Below are 20880 nucleotides of genomic sequence, written 5' to 3'. Positions count from 1 at the left end.
CTCATGTCCATCACCTCGGAGGCATCATGGCAACGTCACCATATCTGAAGGACTCATCCCGACTGGGCGATGTGATCGCCGCGATTCAAGTGATGTCGGTGTACAAGTTCTATAAGCTGTCGTTCGAAGAATGGGCTGATCGAATATCAGCAGATAAAAACGACTCCGAAAAATGGAAAACCATTTTCATTGAACACCCTGAATTCTTTCGCCTGGACGGCGCCAGGGAAAAGGCTTCCTTGGTGTGGCGCCGGCAGTTTCCCCGCCGATACGATGTAGATGCTGAGCGAGTGCTGAGCCTGGAGGATTATCAAAAGCTCGACGCTTCGAAAAAAAGTACTCGAGTCTCCCGACTACCTTTACCCTCCTCAGATATCAAGGCGCTTGTGGATACCGCGGTGAATCTCCACTCACGAGCACTTGAACATCAGAAGGACAAACGTTGGTGGACCGCACTTGCCGGCGCTATTGGTGCGTTGATTGGCTCACTACTCGGGAAACTCATCCCCTGAGCACCAGATTCCGGATAGGTAGAGGCAAGTCCTTTGGACCTGTCTCTTATCGGCTTCGTTAAGATCCCTGGATCGAGACATCACCGTTTGAACCCAGGCAACCCATTAGCCGCGCGCCAGGCTTTTACCTCATTCAGAACAGCCTCAGGACTATCCTCTATGCCGTTCTGGTCCGGGTAATAAATGAGTCCGTAACCGGCGGGGTGCCTTGTGATTGCTTCGAAATGAGCGGCTAGCCTGCTCAGGTATTTTTCGAGCTTGGCCCCCTCGAGATTGTTGGTCTCACTGAAGAACTCGTTGATGAGCTGCAGGAACTCATTCTCGGTGTAATCCTCAATCCGGGACATCCCCACTCATCCAGGTCGTTTCCTGTTTCCCCCAAGAAGACTTCGTCACTGGCATGCCCAGCGCGAAGTCTCCCAAGCTGGCGAATCGCCCCCGCCCTGGAAACCTGGAAAACTCTTAGATTAACGTTGATAGGTCTGAATGACCTGTAGTCTGGACTCCATTCCAGCCGGGGCCTGTCCGGTCGCGAGAGGTGCTGACGATGCGGCCATTGAGTGGGTCGATATGGGAAATGTCGGCGACCTGGCGGCAGCCCCGTTGCAGGACTTCAACACCGGTTTTATCGAGACAGGGGAATGAGAAAAGAACCGCTCCCGAACGAGAGCGGCAAAAGCCCGCGACAAGCATCGCGGGCCCTGTTACCGGTCAAGCTTGCGCGATCACGTCCAGTTGGCCGCCAGCACAGGTTGCAAGGCCTGTTGCTCGGCCGCGCCGAAGGTCATGGTCGCCGGGGCTGCCGGCGCGAACGCCGCCATGGCCTGGACCAGGTTTTCCACATCGTTGCCCAGCAACCGGTGACGGTCGCCGGTCATGATGTCCCGTGGACGCTCGGGGGTCGCGGCGTACCAGTTGTGCAGCGTGACCTCCTGCTGGCTGCCGATCACCGAGATCTGCAGGTCCTGCCCTTCGTGCTGGAACCACAGGCGCTCGGGGCTGATGTCCTGGCCGAACACCAGTTGGCCCATGCTGCCGCTGAACTCGAGGTCGTTGACCCCGTGCCCGACTTCCACGGTGGGCATGCTGCCGCTGACCAGCACCTTGTTGTTGCCATCGCCCAGCTTCACCGTGGCGAAGGAGCCGCTGTCGGTGATGCTGTTGTTGCCATGGCCGACCGTGAGCTTGTTGATGTCGCCGGCGATCACGTTGTTGCCGTTGCCCAGGGTGATCTCGGCGCGGCTGCCCGTCACGTTGACCTTGTTGTCACCGTTGCCGGCCACCAGCTTGGCGCTCGAGGCCTCGACGTTGATGGTCTTGCTTTCGTCGCCCAGGCTGACGTTGGCGAAGAAGCCCTTGACCGTCATGGTGTTGGGATCGCTGGCCACGGGCGCGGGATCGACGCTCGGCAACGGGCTCAGCGTGAGCGGGTCGCGCGACGAGCTGGTCACCGGGTCCACGGTGGTGGGTGTCGGACGCGAACGGATTCTGTCGCGAATCGACGCGAACGAGAAATCCTCGGTGTCAGTCACCGATGGCACCGGATCATCGAACTTGAACCGCGGGTCCGACGCCGTCGGGAAATCGGGCACAGTAACCCGCGGACGACTCACAATATCCAGGTCGCGATGGCTGGTATCGACCACCGGGATATCGGGAATCACAATCGGCCGCGGGCTCGGCACATCCACCGGCGTGCGTCCCCCTTGATCGCGCCCGACCGGGCCGATATCCGGCAGCTTCGAAGGCTGCAACGAACCGATGCCGCGCTCGGCGAGAATCTGCTCGATGGTCTTGTGCTCGGGAACCGTCGGCCCCTGGTTGCCGCCACGCTCGGCCAGGATCTGGTCGACGGTCTTGTGTTCCGGCACTTTCGGATTCAGGTCGACACCGCGTTCGGCGAGGATCTGCTCGATCGTCTTGTGTTCCGGCAGGGCGATGTCCGGGATCGTCACCGAAGGTTGCAGCACCGGATCGACCACTGGAACGCTGACGGTCGGATGCAGATCGACAGGCGGCAGCGGCGGCACCACGACAGGCTTGTCGACATCAGGACGCTCGACAATCGGCGTCAGCGTACCCGGAACAGTCACCGTCGGCTGTTCCACCGGGGCCACCACCGGGCCGACTGGCGCCACCACCTGCGGCGCATGCTCGGCGAAGATGAAGTCCGAAGCACTGACCTGCGCCACATCCAGCGCATCCAGGTACAGCAGGTTGACGTTCGAGTCGGCGCCCTGGGCGCCGGTACGCGTCACATACACCCCGTGAATCTGCGTCAGGCCGTTGAGGGTCGCGCGATTCTTGTGCTCGATGGTCAGTTGGCTGAAATCGGTCACTCCGGTCTGGCGCAGGTCGATCTTGTCGATGCCATGACGGAAGCCGCGCAGGGCGTTGTTGTAGTCCTTGACGCCCGACTGGGCCGCCACTACGAACACATCCGAAGTCGCGCTGTCATGGCTGTAGATAGTGCCGCTCAGCGAAGCGACCATCTTGCCCTGGGCGTCGCTGCTGTACATCACGCCCTTGCCGCCGCCGTTGAGCAGCACGGTGCCCAGGCCTTCCTGCGGCTTGACCGCCGAGGCGTCGCTGTTGACGTAGGCCGTCGGGGCGACAAAGGTGTCCTGGAACTTGAAGTTCGCCGCGCCGATCCCGGCCAGCGACTGGTTCTTCAGGACAATGCTCTGGCCCTTGGCCAGGTCGATCTTGACGTCCGCGCCTTGCTGGCTGAGCACCAGGTCGGTGAACTTCTTCCCGGCAAAACCCACCAGGTCGATGATCTCGCCCCGGGCAGCCTCGAAGTGGCTGATGACATCGCTGCCGCCATCGCGGCGATGGACCACGAAGAAGTCCTTGCCCGCGCCCCCTGTCAGGCTGTTGTTGCCACGCCCGCCGTCGAGCAAGGCATCGGCATTGCCAGCCACCAGCACATCGTTGCCGTCGCCGGTGACGATGTTCTGAATGCTCGGCGGATTTTTCACCGTCAACGCCGCGCCGCCAATGCTGGCGACACCGGTCAGCAGGTTGACCGAGCTATCCCCCGACACCGCCGCCACGTTGAGAGTATTGCGCCCGCCCGCGACACCATTGACCGCGTCGTCCAGGACGCCACGGTTGGCATGCCCGACCACCGACTTGAGGTATTCGTCGGTGTAGAAGTAGGTGTCGTCCGGGGTGCTCTTGCTGCCGTACAAACGCAGCGACCAGGCATTGAGCGTGACCGGCAGGCCAGAGGCCGAATCGCTCACCTGCAAGGTCCAGTTGCCCGCCGAGCGCTCGCCGAAGTCATGGGTCGTCATGAAGGTGTATTTGAACGATCCCGACTGCGTGCTGCCAAGGTCCGTGGCGCTTGCCCCCGGCATGCCGTCCGGCACCTTGCCCTGGCGGTTGAGCAGGACGCTCTGGGTACCGTCGGGCGAGATCAACTTGAGCGTCAGGTCTCCAAGGCGGCCCACCTGGGCGTCGAAATCGATCTCGACGTGCTCCACATTGAGGCCGGCATTCATGGCGATGGACGTGCTCAGCGTGCCCCCCGCCGCCAGGTTCTTGCCCAGGGCGCCGCTAGAGGCGCTGTAGACATACTCGTTGGCGCCGGTGCTCTGGGTCATCCAGGCTTCGGCCAAGCGCACCGCGGCCCGCGCATCGACTTCGCCGAAGCCGTAGTCGTTACTGGTATGCATGCCGCCGCCGTTCCAGTTGTGGGCAGCGTTGTCGCTCCACTGGCTGGACGGATCGTTGATCTTGCGCGCCGACAACGCGAGGATCTGCTGCACGTCGCGGTAGCCCAGGTTCGGGTTGGCCTCGAGCATCAGCGCGACGATGCCGGAGACGATCGGCGCGGCAAAGCTGGTGCCCTGCATGCTGGTGTAATCGTTGCCGAAGGTCGAGCCACGGTCGGTTTCCAGCATATGGCTGGTGGACACCACGTTGCTGCCCGGCGCCGACACCAGCAGGCTGGCGCCCGGGTTGGAGAACGGCGAGGAGCCGATTTGCAGGGTCGACAGGTCACCCTGGGCATTGATCGCGCCGACTTCCACCGAGAAGCGGTTGTTGTTGGTCAGGGAGCCCTGGGCATTGCCGCCGGTTGCACGGCTGTTGCCGCCGGCCGCGACAATGATCGTGCCCAGGCCACCGCGACCGTTACTCGCGGCGTACTGGGCATTCATGCTCAGCGCCGTGGCGGTGTTGACGAAGCCGTCCTGGAAGCTGCTGAGGGCGAAATCGTTGGTGAAGCCCCAGCTGTTGTTGGCAATGTCGAAGCTGACCATATGCCCCAGCCCGGCCAGGTCGGCGCCGCTATTGGCCAGGTAGTAGCCGCCCAGCGTCGCGCCGTAGGCCACCCCTACTCCGCCCGTGCCATTCTTGGCCGCGACCATCACCCCCGCCACCATGGTGGCGTGGTTGGACACCAGGCCCGGCAAGCTGCCGTTGCTCTGCTGGGTCTGCAGCCAGGCCTGGTCGACGTTGGCGGCCAGGTCCGGGTGGGCGATGTCGAAGATCTCGGGCGCGGTGGCGAACTGGCCGCCCGGCTCGAACTGGCCGATGCGCACGCCCTTGCCGGTGTAGTCCTGCCAGACCGGCAGCACGTTGGTATCGCTCAGGTACCACTCCTGGGCCGCCAAGGGGTCCAGCGGCACTTCCGGGGTCAGCAAGGTCACCCCGGCGCGCATCGGCGCGGTCTGCCCGCTGCTCAGGTCCACCACCGAAGCCGACAGGTTGCCGGCGGCATCGACCACGCCGTACTTGAAGCTGAGCAGGCCGGTGTAGTGGGCATCCGGAGTGAAGAGCACGTCGCCCTGGGCCGTGAGGCTGACAGTGCCGCCGACCGCGTCGCCGACGTTGGCGATGCGCAGCGCGCCCTGGCTGTTGAGGTGTTGATCATTGGCCAGCAGGCTCTGCGCGGCAACCCGGTGAGGCTGGGTCCGGTTGAAGGCCTTGCCGTCCTGGTCGAGGCTCAACACATCGGCCACCGGCATGGCATTAGGCGTTTGCAGATCGACCGCCGAGATATCCGAGAAATTCAGCTTCTGGATATTTTTCAGGGTCACCGTACCGTCGCGCCCGGCGACCTTGTCGGCCACCTCATAGCCGCTGGCGGTGCGGGTGATGCGGTAGTCGCCATGGTTGCCGTGCAGGGTCACCAGGTTGATCCCGCCATCGCCGTCGATGGTTGCGTTGCCGTGGCCGACTTCGATCACATCATTGCCCGCGCCGCCGAAAATCCGGTCGGCGCCGCCACCGGCGTGAATGATGCTGCCGCCTTCGGCGGCGTAGATCACGTCGCCCTGGGGCCCGGCGTAGATCACCGCCTTGCCGCTGCCGCCGATGATGGTGTTGTGGCCGCTGCCACCGACCAGCACGTCGCTGCCGCCACCGCCCACCAGGGTCGAATTGCCGGAACCGCCCTTGATGAAGGCGCTGCCGTTGCCGCCGCTCATGATCGTGTCGTCACCGCTGCCGCCCTGGGCAATGGTCAGGCCGGCCTGGGCCATGTTCAGCACCACGCCTTTGTCGCCGACGACGATCGCCGTATCGTGGCCGCCGTTGCCGTGGATGTTCTTCATTTCATCCGAGGCGCTGACCACAAACACGTCGTCGCCCTTGCCGCCGACATAGGTGTTGCTGCCGCCGCCACCCACCAGCCAGCCACCGGCCGGCGCGGCAATCAGCGTGTCGTTGCCGCTGCCGCCGTACAGGTTGCCCACGCCCAACTGCGCGGCGTCCAGGGTTTCGCCCGTGGTGCTCTGGCTGGCATAGGCAGTGGTGGTGATGCCGTTGCTGGTCGAGGTCACCTTGGTGCCCGCGCCCTGGGCGCTCAAGGTGTTGCTGACCGGGTCACCGAGGAAATCCACCGCCAGCGCTTCCTGGCTCTTGCCATTGATGGTGAACGAACCGGTGGCGAGCACCCGGTTGCCGTCCCGCACTTCGGTTTGAGTGGACGCCGCGGCCCGCACATTGATCTGGGTGATGCCCAGCTCGGCCAGGGTCTTGAGTTCGCCGGCATCGACTTTCGCGTCATGGGTGCCATCGACCCAGACCCGCAGCTTGCTCCAGATCGGATCGCGCTGATCGATCACACCGTCCTTGTTGCCGTCCTCGCTGGCCAGGGCGGCAAAACCGTCCTTGAACTTCGCCTCGCCCGCCGCGCCGTTCACGCCGGCCTTGCCGCCGTAGTACTCGGAGAACATCTGGCTGACGTCCTTGATCTGGCCGCTGCCATCGTCGATCACCAGCATGCCGGTGCTGCGATCGGCCCAGCCGCTGCGCTTGAGCGTGCCGCTGTGGTCGGTGTCGAACAGCACGCCGTCACGGATGTCGGTCATGTGCACGCCGTTGCCGGTCAGGTCCAGCAGCAGCGGGTCGACGTAGGTGTTGAAGGTGGTCATGGCCGACAGGCCGTTCAGGGTCACGGCATTGCGCAGGCTGAAGTCCGGCTTGGTGCTGTCCGGGGTCTGGTAGAAATTCGACAGGTAGGTGTTGGGCCGGGCATTGGGGTCGAGCTGCATCTCACCGGGACGAATACCGCCCGAGGCCAGGCTGGCCATCTGGGTCGAGGTGAAGTCGGTTTTGTTGAGAATGCCGCCAACGGCAAAGATATTGTGCGTCGCGGCGTTCTGGATATAGCCGTTGGCGACGTCCTGCTGGGCTTTGCTTTCGCCCTGGATGTGTTGTTGGGGTTGGGGGGATGGGTTGATGTCGATGTTGATCAGGCCGGGTGTCTGAGGGGCAGTAGAGACATCACCCACGCCAAGCCATAAACATTGCTGGCCATCTTTCGCTTCATAATATTCGCCGTGACGGGTCAAGTCGTCACGAATGATCTGGGCGCCATACGTATGCAGAAGATTGTTGACCGGCTTTATGTTATCCGCCGGAAAAAGAGCGCCCTCGAAACCCTCGCCATTAAAACCAATGGACTTCAGCGAGGCATATACGAAATCCACGCAGCTATTGGTTAGAAGCCTATAACGCGTGTTATCAAATCCGCCGGACGCGGGATTCTCCGAGAAAGCCAGCAAACTTTTATATTGAGCCTCGGTCAATGCCACGCTAACTTCATAGACCGTTTCCTTGTAGCCCGCATTGTCATGCCGGCCTACTTGCCCTGGCCCGCGCATCTCATCGAACTTTGATTCAAAGCCATAACTGGCGCTTTCGCCTACCCCATCGCTCAAGGCATACCACATATGCCCCCCTGTCGATGAGTGGCTATCGCCTGCCTTGTGATCCGCTTTATCCTGCTGATAGACGTACTCCGCGCCTGCCTTTGCGACCTTATAAGTCACACTGTACTTCTTCTCCAACTTCCAGCTCCTTAAAAAAGCTCACCACAATGCTTCAATGCTTTGGATCGTAATAAGAAAACTCTACAAACCCCTCGATACCCCGGAACGCTTCCAGGTCACCGAGTGTGCTGACTTCAACCGAGTAACTTCCAGGTGAAAGTTCCAACGTCTTGATCAGCCTTACCGCGGTATTCAAACGCCTCCCCTCATAGTCAAACGTCTGCCCCCATTGGACACCTACTGTTATCAAGCTTTTTTCAAAGAATACCTGGCCGTCTTTCAAGACCCGAAGATGGATGGGGATAGCCACTCCATCAACGCCATAGTTTCCCCAGACTTCAATCTGTCTGAGTATCTCGGGCAGGCTGTCTTTTTTGGTAAACAGCAAGGCGAATCTGTAGTCACCGGTCTTCCTGACCACAAACTCCGCACTGGCGGACTGCTCCGCCCGAGAGACATCCAGGGGTTTTACTATTGATACAGGTGCGGAACAGGCGGTCAGCAAAAAACATACAGCACCTAAAACTCCGCTACGCAAAACACTGATCAGTCCATGCATGACCTACTCTCCCCGAAAGTTTTAATAAACTTGCCCGCCCTTGTCCCCAACAAATTCAACTACCACTTGAACCTTCCCGTCATCCCATTTCCAGCAAGTACCTGGAGAGGCAAGCACAAGAACAATGCAATAACAAAAGCCCACAACCAGGACCAGTGCACTAAAACTCCGAAGCAGCTGCCATATACCAAGGCAGATCACCAGCAAATATGGCTTAAGAACAAGAGGCATCTTTTCCTGGAAGGCGATACGCCGGGAACTTCACTTCAACCGTCCTAGCGCTCGCGCAAACTCTCATCCACATGCTGTTGCAAGGGGCTCAGGAAGTAGTCGATCACCCGGCGCTGGTCGGTCTTCACTTCCGCGGTGATCGACATGCCCGGCGACAGTGCCACGCGTTGGCCATTGACCATCAGGTGATCGGACTTCAGGCGAATGCGGCTGCTGTAGATCGGCCCGCGCTTCTCATCTTCGATGGCGTCGTTCGAGACATTCAGCACCTCACCGTCGACGGTGCCGTACTTGGTGAAGGTGAAGGTTTCCACTTTCACCGTGACCGGCTGGCCGGCGCGGACGAAGCCCACGTCCTTGTTTTCCAGCATCGCTTCGACTTCGACCGGTTGGTCGGCGGGCACTATGACCATCAGCGGCTGGGCCGGGGTGACCACGCCGCCGACGGTGTGGATCGCCAGTTGTTGCACGGTGCCGTCCACCGGGGCCTTGAGGCTGGTCAGGGTTTCCTGGTAACGGGCCTTGGCCAGTTCCTGGACCAGGCTCGCGGCTTTCTGATTGGCTTCCTGTTGCAGGTCGAGCATGGCCCGGCGGTTCTGCGCCACCACGCCTTCGCGCCGGCGCCGCGCTTCAGCCTGGGCGGCGGTGGACTGCAAGACACTGGCCTGCTGCACGCTCAGCTGGCGCAGCAGGTCGAGACGCGCCTGCTCCTTTTCCAGGTACTCATGGCGCGCCACGTACTGTTGCTCCAGCAGCCGCCGGTAGTCCTCGGCCAATTGCGTGGCGATCGGCACCGTTTGCCGCAGGCTGGCCACCTGGGCCTGGGCCGACTGGATTTCGGCGCTGCGCTGGAGGATTTCCGCGTCCACCAGTTCCAGGTTGCTGCGGTACTCCTGGTACTGCCCCTGCAACCAGCGCTGGGCGCTCTGCACCTGCTCCGGGTTGGCGTTGGCGCCGGCGTTGGCAAGCGGGCCGAGCAGCGAGGCCGGTGGCTGTTGCTGGTTGATCGCATCGAGCATGGCCGCGCCACGGGCGCTGTCGACGCGGGCCGCCAGCAACTCGCTCTGGATCCGCCTGACGTCGGCATCCGCCGCCGTCGGGTCGAGTTCCACCAGCAGCTCGCCGACTTTCACCGCCTGGCCGTCACTGACATGGATCGCCCTGACCACCGCCGTTTCGCTGGACTGAATCAGCTTGGTCTTGCCATTGGGCACGATCTTGCCCGGCGCCACCGCCACCACTTCGATCTTGCCGATAAAGGCCCACAGCAAGGCCAGCACGGCAAAGCCGAGGATGCTCCAGATAAAGATCCGCGGCGCCGGGTGCACGGGGGTGTCCTGCAACTCCAGGGCGGCGGGCAAAAACTGCGCCTCATGGGGCAGGCGCTGCACGCTGTCCATGCTTTTGCGCTGGCGCCAGGCGTGCTGCCAGGCGTCGCGGTAGCGCTGCAATAACGAAGGAGTGGCGCTCATGGGCAATCGGTCCTTGAATCCGGATGGCATCCAGCCCCGCCCCCTGCGGCGAGGGAGCTGGCCGAACAAATAACCTGTGAATCGGGCGCTGTTCAGCCCTGCTGCATACGGTGCAGGCGCGAATAGTGGCCGGCCTGGTGCGCCAGCAGTTCGGCATGGTTGCCCTGCTCGACGATCTGCCCGCGGTCGACCACCAGGATGCGATTGGCGTCGCGTACCGCCGACAACCGGTGAGCGATGATGATCACCGTGCGCCCGGCGCAGATGCTTTGCATGTTCTGCTGGATGATCCGTTCGGACTCATAGTCCAGCGCACTGGTGGCCTCGTCGAAAATCAGGATCCGCGGGTTGCCGATCAAGGCCCGCGCGATGGCGATGCGTTGCCGCTGGCCACCGGACAGCGAGGTGCCATGCTCCCCGACCATGGTGTCGTAGCCTTCGGGCAACTCCAGGATGAATTCGTGGGCCCCGGCCATGCTGGCGGCATGCATCACCGTTTCCAGCGGCGCGCCCGGATCGCTCAGGGCGATGTTTTCGCGGATGCTGCGGTTGAACAGCATGTTGTCCTGCAACACCACGCCGATCTGCCGGCGCAGCGAGGACACGTCCGCCAGCGCCAGGTCCATGCCATCCACCAGCACCCGTCCACGCTCGGGCACGTACAGGCGCTGGAGCAGGCGCGTCAGCGTGCTTTTGCCCGAGCCGGAACGCCCCACCACGCCAATCACCTCGCCGGCGGCGATCTGCAGGTTGATCCCGCGCAGGATCTCCGAGCCGTCGGCGCGATAACGGAAATGCACCTGGTCGAATTCGATCTGCCCCCTGAGGGGCGGCAAGGCGCTGCGGGTGGCCTGGGAAAGCTCGGTGCGGGTGTTGAGGATATCGCCCAGGCGCTGCACCGAAACACCGGTCTGCTGGAAGCTGGTCCACAACTGCGCCAGGCGCATGATCGGGCCGCTGACCCGGCCGGCCAGCATGTTGAAGGCGATCAGCTCGCCCACCGAAAGCTGTCCGTCGATCACCAGCCGGGCGCCCAGCCAGAGGGTCGCCACCGTGACCAGCTTGCCGATCAGCGACACGCTCTCGTTGGCGATGGTAGACAAGGTCTGGGTCTTGAACCCGGCCGCGACATAAGCCGCCATCTGGTTGTCCCACTTGCGAATCGCCTGGGGCTCGACGGCCATGGATTTCACCGTGTCGATGCCGTTCACCGTCTCCACCAGGAACGCCTGGTTCTCCGCGCCGCGGGTGAAACTGTCCTGCAAGCGGGCGCGCAGCAGCGGGGTGACAAACAGCGAGACCAGCACATACAGCGGCAGCGACAACAGCACCACCAGGGTCAGCCAGCCGCTGTAGTAGAACATCACCAGGATGAACACCAGCGAGAACAGCACGTCCAGCAACAAGGTAATGGCGTTGCCGGTCAGGAAGCTGCGGATGTTCTCCAGCTCACGCACCCTGGCCACCGAATCGCCGACCCGGCGCGCCTGGAAATACGCCAGCGGCAGGTTGATCAGATGGCGGAACAAGCGCGAGCCCAACTCCACATCGATACGGCTGGCAGTATGGGCGAACACGTAGCTGCGCAAACCGCTCAAGGCCGACTCGAACAGCATGATGCCGAGCAACCCGGCGGCGATGACATCCAGGGTGGTCAGCCCGTGGTGCACCAGCACCTTGTCCATCACCACCTGGAAAAACAACGGCGTCACCAGGGCAAACAGCTGCAGGGCAAAGGACACCAGCAGCACCTCGCCCAGCAACTTGCGGTATTTGACGATGGCGGGAATGAACCAGGTGAAATCGAACCGCGAGGTTTCCCCCGGCAACCCGGCTTCGGAACGCAGCAGCACCAGCTCGCCGGTCCAGCGCGCGGCCAGGGTTTCGAAGGAGATCACCTCAGGCCGATCCGCACGCGGGTCCTGGATCAGCGCCTGGCCCTGGTCCAGCCTGGCAATGATGAAAAACCTGCCGTCGCCATCGGCCGCGATCGCCGGCAATGGCGTGCGCTCCAGGCGCGCGATGGAGGTGCTGACCGACTTGGCCCTGAGCCCCAGCTTGCGGGCGGCGAGCAGCAGTTCGCGCTGGGTGAACGGCTGGTTCTCTGGAGCGAATTCATGGGCCAGTTGCTCGGCGGACGCCGCCACCGAATGAAACCGGGCCAGCATCACCAGACAGACCAGGCCAGTGTCTGGCGTGGGCGACTCGGCGCCCCTTCCTTGTTCGCTCATAAGCTTCCATGCATGCCGCGCTGCGGCCGTAAAGTCCTAATATTTCAAGATGTTATATCAAACAAGAAACAATTAGTATCAATACGACATCATTGATTGAGATTTATTTCACTCAGCTGTATGAGTCACCCGTCAGAGCGCCTTGCGCTCCTGCGGTGGCAGGAAATCCCGATCGGCGTCGTAGTCTTTCGTCAGGTACATCGCCAGGTCGCTCAGGTCCTTCGGGCTCAGGGTTCCCGCCGCCTGCTTGAGCTTGAGGGTGTCGATGATGTAGTCGTAGCGCGCGTTGTTGTACTCACGCACCGCGCTGTACAGCTGACGCTGGGCATTGAGCACATCCGCGGTGTTACGCGAGCCCAGGTCCCGCCCTACCTGGTTGGCCTTGACCGAGGCCTGGCCGGAACGAATCGTCTGCCGCCGGGCAATGACCTGCTCGATATCGGAATTCACCGCGCGGTAGAAATTGCGCGTGTTCTGCACCACTTCGCGGCGACGGTCCTCGCGCTCGTCTTCACTCTGGGCCAGCCGCTCGGTCGCCTCGCGCACCTGCGAGCGGGTCATGCCGCCGGAGTACAACGGAATATTCAGCTCCAGGCCGATGCTGCTCTGCGTGACATTGCCCCGATAGCCATCGCGCCCGAAATCGGTGGGGTTGCTGTAGCCGAAGCTGTCGTTTTCACCTTTGCGCCAGGACGCCACCGCATCGACGGTCGGCGCATAGCCGGCCTTGCGCTGGCGGTTGGTCTGTTCGGCGGCAATCACCGCGTAACTGCTGGCCTGCAACGCCAGGTTCTGGCGCACCGCGCGGCTGACCCATTCGTTGGCATCATTGGGCACCGGCAGCTCCACCGGCAATTGATGCTGAATGCCCTCGATCGTCGAATAGTCCTGGCGGGTCAGGCGGGACAAGGCCTCGAAGGCATCGTCGACCTTGCGCTCGGCGAGTTTGCGATTGGCCCCGGCGTTGTCATGGGCGGCCTGGGCGTCGAGCACATCGGTGATGCTCGAGGCACCATTTTCCAGGCGGGCCTGGGCCTGTTGCTGCTGGCGCTTGAGCGCCGCTTCCTCGGCCTTGGAGGCGGCGAGCAGGTCCAGGGCACGCAAGGTTTCGAAATAGGCTTGGGCCGTGGTCAGCACCAGCCCCTGCTCCTTCGCGCCCAATTCAAGCTCGGCCTGGGCGGTGCTGGCATGGGCGGCCTCCAGTTGAAACCAGCGATCGGCACGAAACAGCGGCTGGTTGAGATTGGCCTGGAATACCCTGGTGCTGCGCGTGCGGGTCAGGCCAGGCTCATCGCGCTCCAGACGCACCGATTCCACGGTGCTGCCTGCATTGAGTGTGGGGAGCAAACCGGCCCGGGCCTGGGGGATGCTTTCACGCTGGGCCTGGTACTCGTGGCGGGCCGCGGACAGCTGGGCGTCATGCTCGACGGCCTGGCGGTAAACCTGCAGCAGCTCGGCGCGCTGGGCACCGGGATCGGCGAAAGCCGGCATCGTCGCCATTGCCAGGATGAGCAACGGCGAGAAAAAACGGGGGGAGTGGGTCATAACAATCCATGTCGCATTCGGGTAAAACGGTTCAGCCAGGCTGATCAGGGCGCGCATCCTACGCCGTGACCAAGGCTGTCACAAGCGACAATTATGGCTACTAGCCATCATTTTCTCAGGCATCGGATCAGATAAAACCGAATTACTCCCTGGCTTAGGCCTACAAAAAACCAGAATCGTCTTATTTATCGACCCACCATAAACCCCGCATGCTTCGCCCCCGCCAATCTGCACAGCACCTGAGCGCCACCTTGTTGTCCAGCCCCTGACAATAAGCCCGTTGCCGGCTCAAACCTGCCCTGACCGCTGTCGCGCATGTCGCGCGCCACGCCACTCACCCACAGGACCCAAGCTGCCATGACTTTTACCCTCAACGGCCGCCACCTTTTACTGGATCAGCTGCCGCCGAACACCCCATTGCTGTATGCCCTGCGCAACGACTTCGGCCTCAATGGCCCCAAGTACGGCTGCGGCCTGGGCCAATGCGGCGCCTGCACGGTGCTGGTGGACGGCATCGCCGCCCGCTCCTGCACCCTGCCGCTGTCCAGCGTGCAAGGCAAACACGTCACCACCCTGGAAGGCCTGGTGCAGGAAGAGCGCCCGCACCCGGTGCAACAGGCGTTCATCGATGAGCAGGCCGCGCAATGCGGCTACTGCAGCAACGGCATGATCATGACCCTGGTGGCGCTGTTCGAGCGCGAACCCGAGGCCGACGAGCAACGAATCAAGAACGAGCTGGCCTACAACCTCTGCCGCTGCGGCGCGCACTTCGAGATCCTGCAAGCGGCGGCACGAGCCCGCCAACTGCTGGCAGAGCGGGGGCAACCATGAACGACTTGCCGTTGACCCGTCGCCGCCTGCTCCAGGCCGGCGGCCTGATCATGATCAGCACCCTGCTGTCCAAACCCTTGCTGGCCACGGCCGAGATTCTTAACTCGAGCGCATTGCCAGCGGACCCGACGCCGGACCACGTCGACAGCTTTATCGCCCTGGACGCCGACGGCCACGTCACCGCGTTCTGCGGTCATGTCGATCTCGGCACCGGGGTACGCACCGCGCTGGCACAGATCGTCGCCGACGAACTGGATGTCGACTTCGAGCAAGTGCGGATGATCCTCGGCGACACCGCCAGAACCCCGGACCAGGGCCCGACCATCGCCAGCGCGACCCTCCAGGTCAGCGCCCTGCCCCTGCGCCAGGCCGCCGCCCAGTTGCGCCAGTGGCTGCTGGAAGGCGCAGCGGAAATCCTCGACCAACCGATTGCCGGGTTGCGGGTCGAGCGCGGACAGATCTACGCCAGAGCTCGCCCCAAACGGCGCCTGAGCTACGCCGAACTGGCCCGCGGGCAGGACCTGCACCTGCCCCTGGACCCGCGCGTCGAACTCAAGGCGGTCGGCGCCGGTCGCTATGTCGGCCAGTCCACCCCGCGCGTGGACATCCCGGCCAAGGTCACCGGCCAGCTGACCTATGTCCACGACCTGCGCCTGGACGACATGCTCCACGGCCGCGTGGTACGCCCGCCCTACCCCGGCGCCGACGCCAGCGCGCCCTTGGGCCACGCACTGATCGCGGTGGACGCGGCGTCCATCGCGCACTTGCCGGGCATCGTCAAACTGGTGGTGATCGGTGACTTTGTCGGCATCGTCGCCGAGCGTGAGGAGCAGGCCATCGACGCCATGCGCCAGCTCAAGGTCCAGTGGAAACCCTGGGACGCGCTGCCCGACCTGCGGCCGGACATCCTGCGTGAAACGCTCCTGGCCCACCCCAAGCAGGATCGCGTGCTGCGCGACGATCCCGGCATCGACAGCAGCCTGGGCAAGCTCAACAGCCCGCTCAATGTCGACTATGTCTGGCCCTATCACCTGCATGCCTCCATCGGCCCGTCCTGCGCGGTGGCGATGGTCGACGCCGAGCGCGCCGAGGTCTGGACCGGCAGCCAGAACCCCCATGACCTGCGCAAGGACATCGCCCTGTTGCTGGGACGCGCGCCGCAACAGGTACAGATCAACCGCATGGAGGCCTCGGGTTGCTACGGACGCAACTGCGCCGATGACGTGGCCGCCGACGCCGCCCTGCTCTCCCAGGCGGTCGGGCGCCCGGTGCGGGTGCAACTGATGCGCGAACAGGAAGCCGGCTGGGAACCCAAGGGCACCGCGCAACTGATGCAGGTCCGCGGTGGCCTCGACGGTAAACGAGAAGTGGCCGCCTACGAATTGAAAACCTGCTACCCCTCGAACAACGCCCGCACCCTGGCGCTGTTGCTCACCGGCACCGTCGCCAACCGCCCCGACATCCAGCAGATGGGCGACCGCACGGCGATCCCGCAATACCGCTTTCCACAGATGCGCATCGTCTGCCAGGACGCCGCGCCGATCGTCCGCGCCTCGTGGATGCGCGGGGTTTCCGCGCAGCCCAATGTCTTCGCCCACGAATCCTGGATCGACGAGCTGGCCTACATCGCCCAGCAGGACCCGATCGCCTTCCGCCTGCGCTACCTGGATGACCCGCGCGCCCTGGCGCTGATCGCGGCGCTGAAAAAACAGGCCGACTGGCAGGACGGCAGCGCCCACCGCTACCCGGCGCCGGCCTCGCAGGAATGGGCCAAGGGCCGGGGTTTTGCCTATGCCCGTTATTTCCACAGCAAGTTCCCCGGCTTCGGCGCCGCCTGGGCCGCGTGGGTCTGCGACCTGAGCGTCAACCGGCGCACCGGGCAGATTCGCCTGGACAAGATCTTCGTCAGCCACGACTGCGGGCGCATGGTCAACCCGGCCGGCGTGCGTCACCAGGTGCACGGCAATATCGTCCAGTCGTGCAGCCGGGTGCTCAAGGAATACGTCAGCTTCGACCGCTCCGGCAGCACCTCCCTGGAATGGGGCGGCTATCCGATCCTGCGCTTCGACGAATTGCCCGAGGTGGATGTGCAGCTGCTGGACCGCCCGGAAGAACCGTCCATGGGCGCCGGCGAATCGGCCTCGGTACCCAGCGCGGCGGCCATCGCCAACGCGATCTTCGACGCGGTCGGCGTGCGCCTGCGGCAAGTGCCCTTTACCCCGGAGCGGGTGTTGCAAGCCTTGCAGCGAGCTCCCGAGACTGACCGCCCTGGCCAGGAGGCCCGCCCATGAGCAAATTCAAGAGCATCGCCGGCTGGAGCCTGACCGCCTTGAGCCTGGTTGCCACCGCAGGCGCCTTTCTCAGCTGGCAGCCGGCCATCGCGCCGCTGGACAATCACGACACCCAGTACTTCAGCCATGAGCAAGTCGCCCGGGGCGAGCAACTGGCGGCCGTGGGCGATTGCGCGGTCTGCCATACCGCACCGGGCGGGGCACGCAACGCGGGCGGCCTGGCCATGCGCATCCCGTTCGGCACCCTGTACAGCACCAACATCACCCCCGATCCCGAGACGGGGATCGGCAGCTGGTCCTATCCGGCCTTCGAGCGCGCCATGCGCCACGGCATCGACCGCAGCGGGCGCTACCTGTACCCGGCGTTCCCCTACACCGCCTTCACCAAGACCCGCGACGAAGACCTCAAGGCGCTCTACGCCTACCTGATGAGCCAGCCGCCGGTCCGCCACCAGCCACCGCCGACCGACCTGCATTTCCCCTTCAATATCCGCCCGGGCATCCTCGCCTGGAACTGGCTCTACCTCAGGCCCGGCGCCATGGCCGACGACCCCGGGCGCAGTGCCCAGTGGAACCGTGGCGCCTACCTGAGCGAGGGCCTGGGGCATTGCAGCGCCTGCCACTCGCCCCGCGACCCGCTGTTTGGCGAACGCGGCGGCCGGCGCCACCTGAGCGGCGGCGTTGCCGAAGACTGGAGCGCCCATGCCCTGGTCGGCGGCAATGCCCCGCTGGCCTGGACCGAACAGGACCTGCTGGACTTCCTGCGCCACGGCTACAGCCCGCGCCATGGCGTCGCCGCCGGCCCGATGGCGCCGGTGATCCACGAAGGCCTGGCGCAACTGCCGGACGCCGACCTGCAGGCCATCGCCCATTACCTGTCCAGCCTGCAGCCGGCCAGCACCCCGCAAGCCAGCGCCACCACCCTGAACCACCAGGCCGAGCAACGCACCGAGCCCCTAAGCTCCCCCGGCGCCCGCCTGTTCTCGGGGGCCTGCATGGCCTGCCACGCCCAGGAAAAAGGCCCGACCCTGACCGGCGTGCGCCCTTCCCTGGCCCTCAACAGCAACCTCTACGCCGACAGCCCCGACAACGCGATCCGCGTGATCCTCGAAGGCATCGCCCAACCGGCCAACCCAGCGCTGGGCTACATGCCGGCCTTTCGCTACAGCCTCGACGACCAGCAGATCGCCGACCTGCTGCGCTTCCTGCGCCAGGATCTGGCGGGCCAGGCACCCTGGAAAGACGTGAAACAACGCGTCAGCCAGATACGCGCCAGCCTGCCTCCGGGCTGACCTGCTCCCGGCCATGAAAAAGCCCCGCATGAGCGGGGCTTTTTTATCGTTTCTGCTTGGTGCTCAACCAGCTAAGTCATCCCGCCTTGAAGCTCGGCAAACCATGCGCGGCACGCCATGCTTTTACAATTTGCGTGACACCTTCGGGCGAGTTATCTGCACCCTCTTCGGGGTAGTAGATGAGGTCGGAGCCTGCCGGGTGCTGGCTGACTTTCTTGAAGTGCAACAAAAGCACGTCCGCACGAGCGTCTGTTTCATCTTCCTCGTCTGCTCTACGAAGCTCCTCCAAAAGCTTGATGAACTCGGACTCTGTGTAATCAGAGAAGTTGTTTTTCATAAGCACCTTAACCCTTGAAGCCCGGCAAACCATGCGCGGCACGCCATGCTTTCACAACGCGCGTGATGTCTTCAGCGGTTCCCCTTGAACCGTCCTCCGGGTAGTAAATCAAATCGGTGCCGTCTGGATGACCAGTAATCTCGCAGAACTTCTCTAGAAGGTCGTCAAGCACATCGTCGGTTGCGGTCTTGTTAGCGGCGAGCAGTTCTTTCAGATAGCTGACAAATTCGTCTTCGGTAAAGTCAGTGATGTTGTTCTTCATTGATAAACGTCATCCATTTCTGTGAATGTCGATGTGATGTTTCGGTGTAACGACACTCAGGTTGTCGATATCTCAAGTTGGCGAAACGGCTCGCCCTTGGAAACTTGGAGAACTCTGAGATTGACGTTGACCGGTCTGAATGACCTGTAGTCCGGATTCCAGTCAGGGCCTGCGAGCCAGCAGCAGTGATGGCGCCCACTGCCTGTCGGCAAGCAGGCGCCCATCCCACGTTACTTGTGAAACGTCTGCCCCAACGCTTCCAGCCGGATCGCGATCGGTGGCAGGCGTTGGCTGCTCAGGGCCAGGTTGCCCATGTCGTCGGCGGTGTTCTGGGCGATGGCCTGGACCGAGTGCAGGCGACCGACTATGTCGAGGCTGGCGCTGGATTGTTCGCGGGTGGTGCTGACGATGCGGCCGTTGAGTTGGTCGATATGGGAAATATCGGCGCCGACGGCCTGGAACATCGCGGAGGCCTGGCGGCTGTCTTCGACGCAGCGCTGGGCGCCTTCGTGGCTGTCGTGCATGGCTTCGGCGGCCTGGCGGCTGCCCTGTTGCAGGGCTTCGATGATGGTCTTGATTTCCTGGGTGGACAGCGCGGTGCGCTGGGCCAGGTTGCGCACCTCATCGGCGACCACCGCGAAACCGCGGCCGGCTTCGCCTGCGCGGGCGGCCTCGATGGCGGCGTTGAGGGCCAGCAGGTTGGTCTGGGCGGCGATGCTGCCGATCACCTCCAGCACGTTGCCGATCTGCTGCGCCTGCCCCGCCAGGCGTTGCACGGTTTCGTTGGTGCCGTTGATGCGTGACGCCAACTGGGTGATTTCCGCCTGGGCGCGATCGACGCTTTGCTGGCCGCGGCTGATTTGCGCGCTGGCCTGCCCCGCACGCTCGACCGCCTGCTCGACATGCACGGCGATGTCGCCCATGGCATCGCCCATGCGCTGCATGGAGCCGGTCATCTGGGTGATTTCCGTCAACTGGTGCTGGGCGCCCTGCTCCAGGGTCTGGCTGGTTTTCGCCAGGTCCTGGCCCAGTTCGCGCAGGCCATGGGTGTCGCGCACCACGCCATCCACCAGGGCGGTGATCTGCTGCATGAAGTGGTCGAAACGCTGGGCCAGCGACACATGCGCCTTGGCGCTTTCGCCCTGGCCTGGGTCGACAGTCAGCTGAGACGTGGCGGCGAGCATCTTGTCCAGCATGTCCTGGCTCTCCACCGCGTCGGCATGGCTGTGCACCGCCAGGTACAGCAGGATCACCGTCTCCACCACCACGTAGAAGGCGTGCACCGCCACCATGCCGAAACCGCCATGATGGGCCATGACGTAGACAGGAAAGCCTTGGTGCTGCAGCACATGGAACAGCACGTGATGCAGGGCGATGGTCACCGCCGCCAGCAGGATCGGCAGCCAGTCGCGATAGAAGGTCAGCACCGCCAGCAGCACAAAAATACCGAAGTGCGCTTCGATCAAACCCTTGGCCTGGTTGATGTGCAGCGCCGCCATGAACATGAAGCCGATGGCGATGCAGCAGCGCATCAGGCGTGTGCCGCTGATGACGCGGTACAGCAGGCTCAGGACCAGGGTGGTGCCACCGCCCACCAGCAGCGCCTGGGTGAAGGTGTCGTGCCAGAACGCCAGGCCCAGCGCATAGGCGAACATCAGCCAGATCAGGCCCATCATGATGCGGTCGGCTTTGCGGTAATGCTCGAGAAAACGTGGGGGGAAAGCCATGCACTCTTACTCCATGTACGGGGCGGGAAGAAAAACGGCAGAGGGCAAAACGGAATGACCGCCTTCGGCGAGCGGTTCAGTCAACAACGATAGTGGCAAATAGCCCAATTCGCTTTTCAACTATTGACCGGGCCAGGGCTTTCTTGACGCCGGGCCGCGGGGAGTCGGGCCGCGGGAGGGCAAAGTCGGGAGATTGGCGGGAATGCCATGAAGAGTGAAATGTGCGGGGGAATAAGAGACAGCGGCAAAACGGGGCCCGCCGACGCGCCACCCGGTGGGACGACGCGCAGCGGTCCGCGTGTTG

At 63.3% G+C, this 20880-nt stretch carries 13 protein-coding genes; 4 read left to right on the top strand and 9 right to left on the bottom strand.

The window, feature by feature from the left end:
- Positions 1-26 precede the first annotated feature (26 nt).
- A complete protein-coding gene (locus tag AC07VU_RS23920; RefSeq protein WP_274300164.1) occupies positions 27-512 on the top strand; it encodes a hypothetical protein in 486 nt (161 codons plus the stop codon).
- A gap of 80 nt (positions 513-592) precedes the next feature.
- On the opposite strand, the gene AC07VU_RS23915 is transcribed toward AC07VU_RS23920, so the two are convergent.
- The 6 genes from AC07VU_RS23915 to AC07VU_RS23890 form a co-directional block, all read right to left on the bottom strand.
- Positions 593-859, bottom strand: coding sequence for a bacteriocin immunity protein (locus AC07VU_RS23915; RefSeq protein WP_274300163.1), 267 nt, complete (start codon positions 857-859; stop codon positions 593-595).
- Positions 860-1237: 378 nt separating this feature from the next.
- A complete protein-coding gene (locus AC07VU_RS23910; protein ID WP_495030595.1) occupies positions 1238-7816 on the bottom strand; it encodes an SPM autocatalytic domain-containing protein in 6579 nt (2192 codons plus the stop codon).
- 34 nt (positions 7817-7850) lie between these two features.
- Positions 7851-8357, bottom strand: a complete 507-nt coding sequence (locus AC07VU_RS23905; protein WP_495030594.1) for a DUF5625 family protein — start codon at positions 8355-8357, stop codon at positions 7851-7853.
- A gap of 275 nt (positions 8358-8632) precedes the next feature.
- Entirely contained in the window at positions 8633-10060 is a 1428-nt protein-coding gene (locus AC07VU_RS23900; RefSeq protein WP_101338545.1) for an HlyD family type I secretion periplasmic adaptor subunit, read from the bottom strand.
- A gap of 92 nt (positions 10061-10152) precedes the next feature.
- Entirely contained in the window at positions 10153-12291 is a 2139-nt protein-coding gene (locus AC07VU_RS23895) for a type I secretion system permease/ATPase (protein WP_495030593.1), read from the bottom strand.
- Between the two features lie 132 nt (positions 12292-12423).
- The gene (locus AC07VU_RS23890) at positions 12424-13836 is read right to left on the bottom strand and encodes a TolC family outer membrane protein (protein WP_495030592.1); all 1413 of its coding nucleotides are present in this window, start codon (positions 13834-13836) and stop codon (positions 12424-12426) included.
- A 357-nt stretch (positions 13837-14193) separates the two neighbouring features.
- Here AC07VU_RS23890 and AC07VU_RS23885 point away from each other — a divergent pair, with 357 nt between their 5' ends.
- Genes AC07VU_RS23885 through AC07VU_RS23875 form a run of 3 tightly spaced genes read left to right on the top strand, consistent with a single transcriptional unit; the run spans position 14194 to position 18250 of the window.
- Positions 14194-14667 (top strand): (2Fe-2S)-binding protein, encoded by a 474-nt coding sequence (locus tag AC07VU_RS23885; protein WP_123363376.1) that lies wholly within the window; start codon positions 14194-14196, stop codon positions 14665-14667.
- Positions 14664-16958 (top strand): xanthine dehydrogenase family protein molybdopterin-binding subunit, encoded by a 2295-nt coding sequence (locus AC07VU_RS23880; RefSeq protein ID WP_495030591.1) that lies wholly within the window; start codon positions 14664-14666, stop codon positions 16956-16958. The genes AC07VU_RS23885 and AC07VU_RS23880 overlap by 4 nt, the downstream gene beginning before the upstream one ends.
- The gene (locus AC07VU_RS23875) at positions 16955-18250 is read left to right on the top strand and encodes a cytochrome c (RefSeq protein ID WP_277589251.1); all 1296 of its coding nucleotides are present in this window, start codon (positions 16955-16957) and stop codon (positions 18248-18250) included. Before AC07VU_RS23880 ends, AC07VU_RS23875 begins: the two co-directional genes overlap by 4 nt.
- Positions 18251-18326: 76 nt before the next feature.
- Here AC07VU_RS23875 and AC07VU_RS23870 read toward each other — a convergent pair whose 3' ends face one another.
- The 3 genes from AC07VU_RS23870 to AC07VU_RS23860 all read right to left on the bottom strand — a co-directional run bounded on the left by AC07VU_RS23870 (position 18327) and on the right by AC07VU_RS23860 (position 20576).
- A complete protein-coding gene (locus AC07VU_RS23870; RefSeq protein ID WP_274304103.1) occupies positions 18327-18587 on the bottom strand; it encodes a bacteriocin immunity protein in 261 nt (86 codons plus the stop codon).
- A gap of 7 nt (positions 18588-18594) precedes the next feature.
- Positions 18595-18849, bottom strand: coding sequence for a bacteriocin immunity protein (locus AC07VU_RS23865; protein WP_274304104.1), 255 nt, complete (start codon positions 18847-18849; stop codon positions 18595-18597).
- 230 nt (positions 18850-19079) lie between these two features.
- Positions 19080-20576, bottom strand: a complete 1497-nt coding sequence (locus tag AC07VU_RS23860) for a methyl-accepting chemotaxis protein (RefSeq protein ID WP_274304105.1) — start codon at positions 20574-20576, stop codon at positions 19080-19082.
- Positions 20577-20880 lie beyond the last annotated feature (304 nt).

This window comes from Pseudomonas sp. GW821-FHT02B10, assembly GCF_059421865.1.
Note: the sequence above shows the minus strand (reverse complement) of the source record. Positions and strands in the feature narration are given on the sequence as shown.

Excerpts from the sequence above, each read along its gene's own strand:
- AC07VU_RS23900 (WP_101338545.1), bottom strand. The coding sequence starts at position 10,060 with ATGAGCGCCACTCCTTCGTTATTGCAGCGCTACCGCGACGCCTGGCAG.
- AC07VU_RS23890 (WP_495030592.1), bottom strand. The coding sequence starts at position 13,836 with ATGACCCACTCCCCCCGTTTTTTCTCGCCGTTGCTCATCCTGGCAATG.
- AC07VU_RS23915 (WP_274300163.1), bottom strand. The coding sequence starts at position 859 with ATGTCCCGGATTGAGGATTACACCGAGAATGAGTTCCTGCAGCTCATC.
- AC07VU_RS23875 (WP_277589251.1), top strand. The coding sequence starts at position 16,955 with ATGAGCAAATTCAAGAGCATCGCCGGCTGGAGCCTGACCGCCTTGAGC.
- AC07VU_RS23870 (WP_274304103.1), bottom strand. The coding sequence starts at position 18,587 with ATGAAAAACAACTTCTCTGATTACACAGAGTCCGAGTTCATCAAGCTT.
- AC07VU_RS23865 (WP_274304104.1), bottom strand. The coding sequence starts at position 18,849 with ATGAAGAACAACATCACTGACTTTACCGAAGACGAATTTGTCAGCTAT.
- AC07VU_RS23885 (WP_123363376.1), top strand. The coding sequence starts at position 14,194 with ATGACTTTTACCCTCAACGGCCGCCACCTTTTACTGGATCAGCTGCCG.
- AC07VU_RS23920 (WP_274300164.1), top strand. The coding sequence starts at position 27 with ATGGCAACGTCACCATATCTGAAGGACTCATCCCGACTGGGCGATGTG.
- AC07VU_RS23895 (WP_495030593.1), bottom strand. The coding sequence starts at position 12,291 with ATGAGCGAACAAGGAAGGGGCGCCGAGTCGCCCACGCCAGACACTGGC.
- AC07VU_RS23880 (WP_495030591.1), top strand. The coding sequence starts at position 14,664 with ATGAACGACTTGCCGTTGACCCGTCGCCGCCTGCTCCAGGCCGGCGGC.
- AC07VU_RS23860 (WP_274304105.1), bottom strand. The coding sequence starts at position 20,576 with ATGGCTTTCCCCCCACGTTTTCTCGAGCATTACCGCAAAGCCGACCGC.
- AC07VU_RS23905 (WP_495030594.1), bottom strand. The coding sequence starts at position 8,357 with ATGCATGGACTGATCAGTGTTTTGCGTAGCGGAGTTTTAGGTGCTGTA.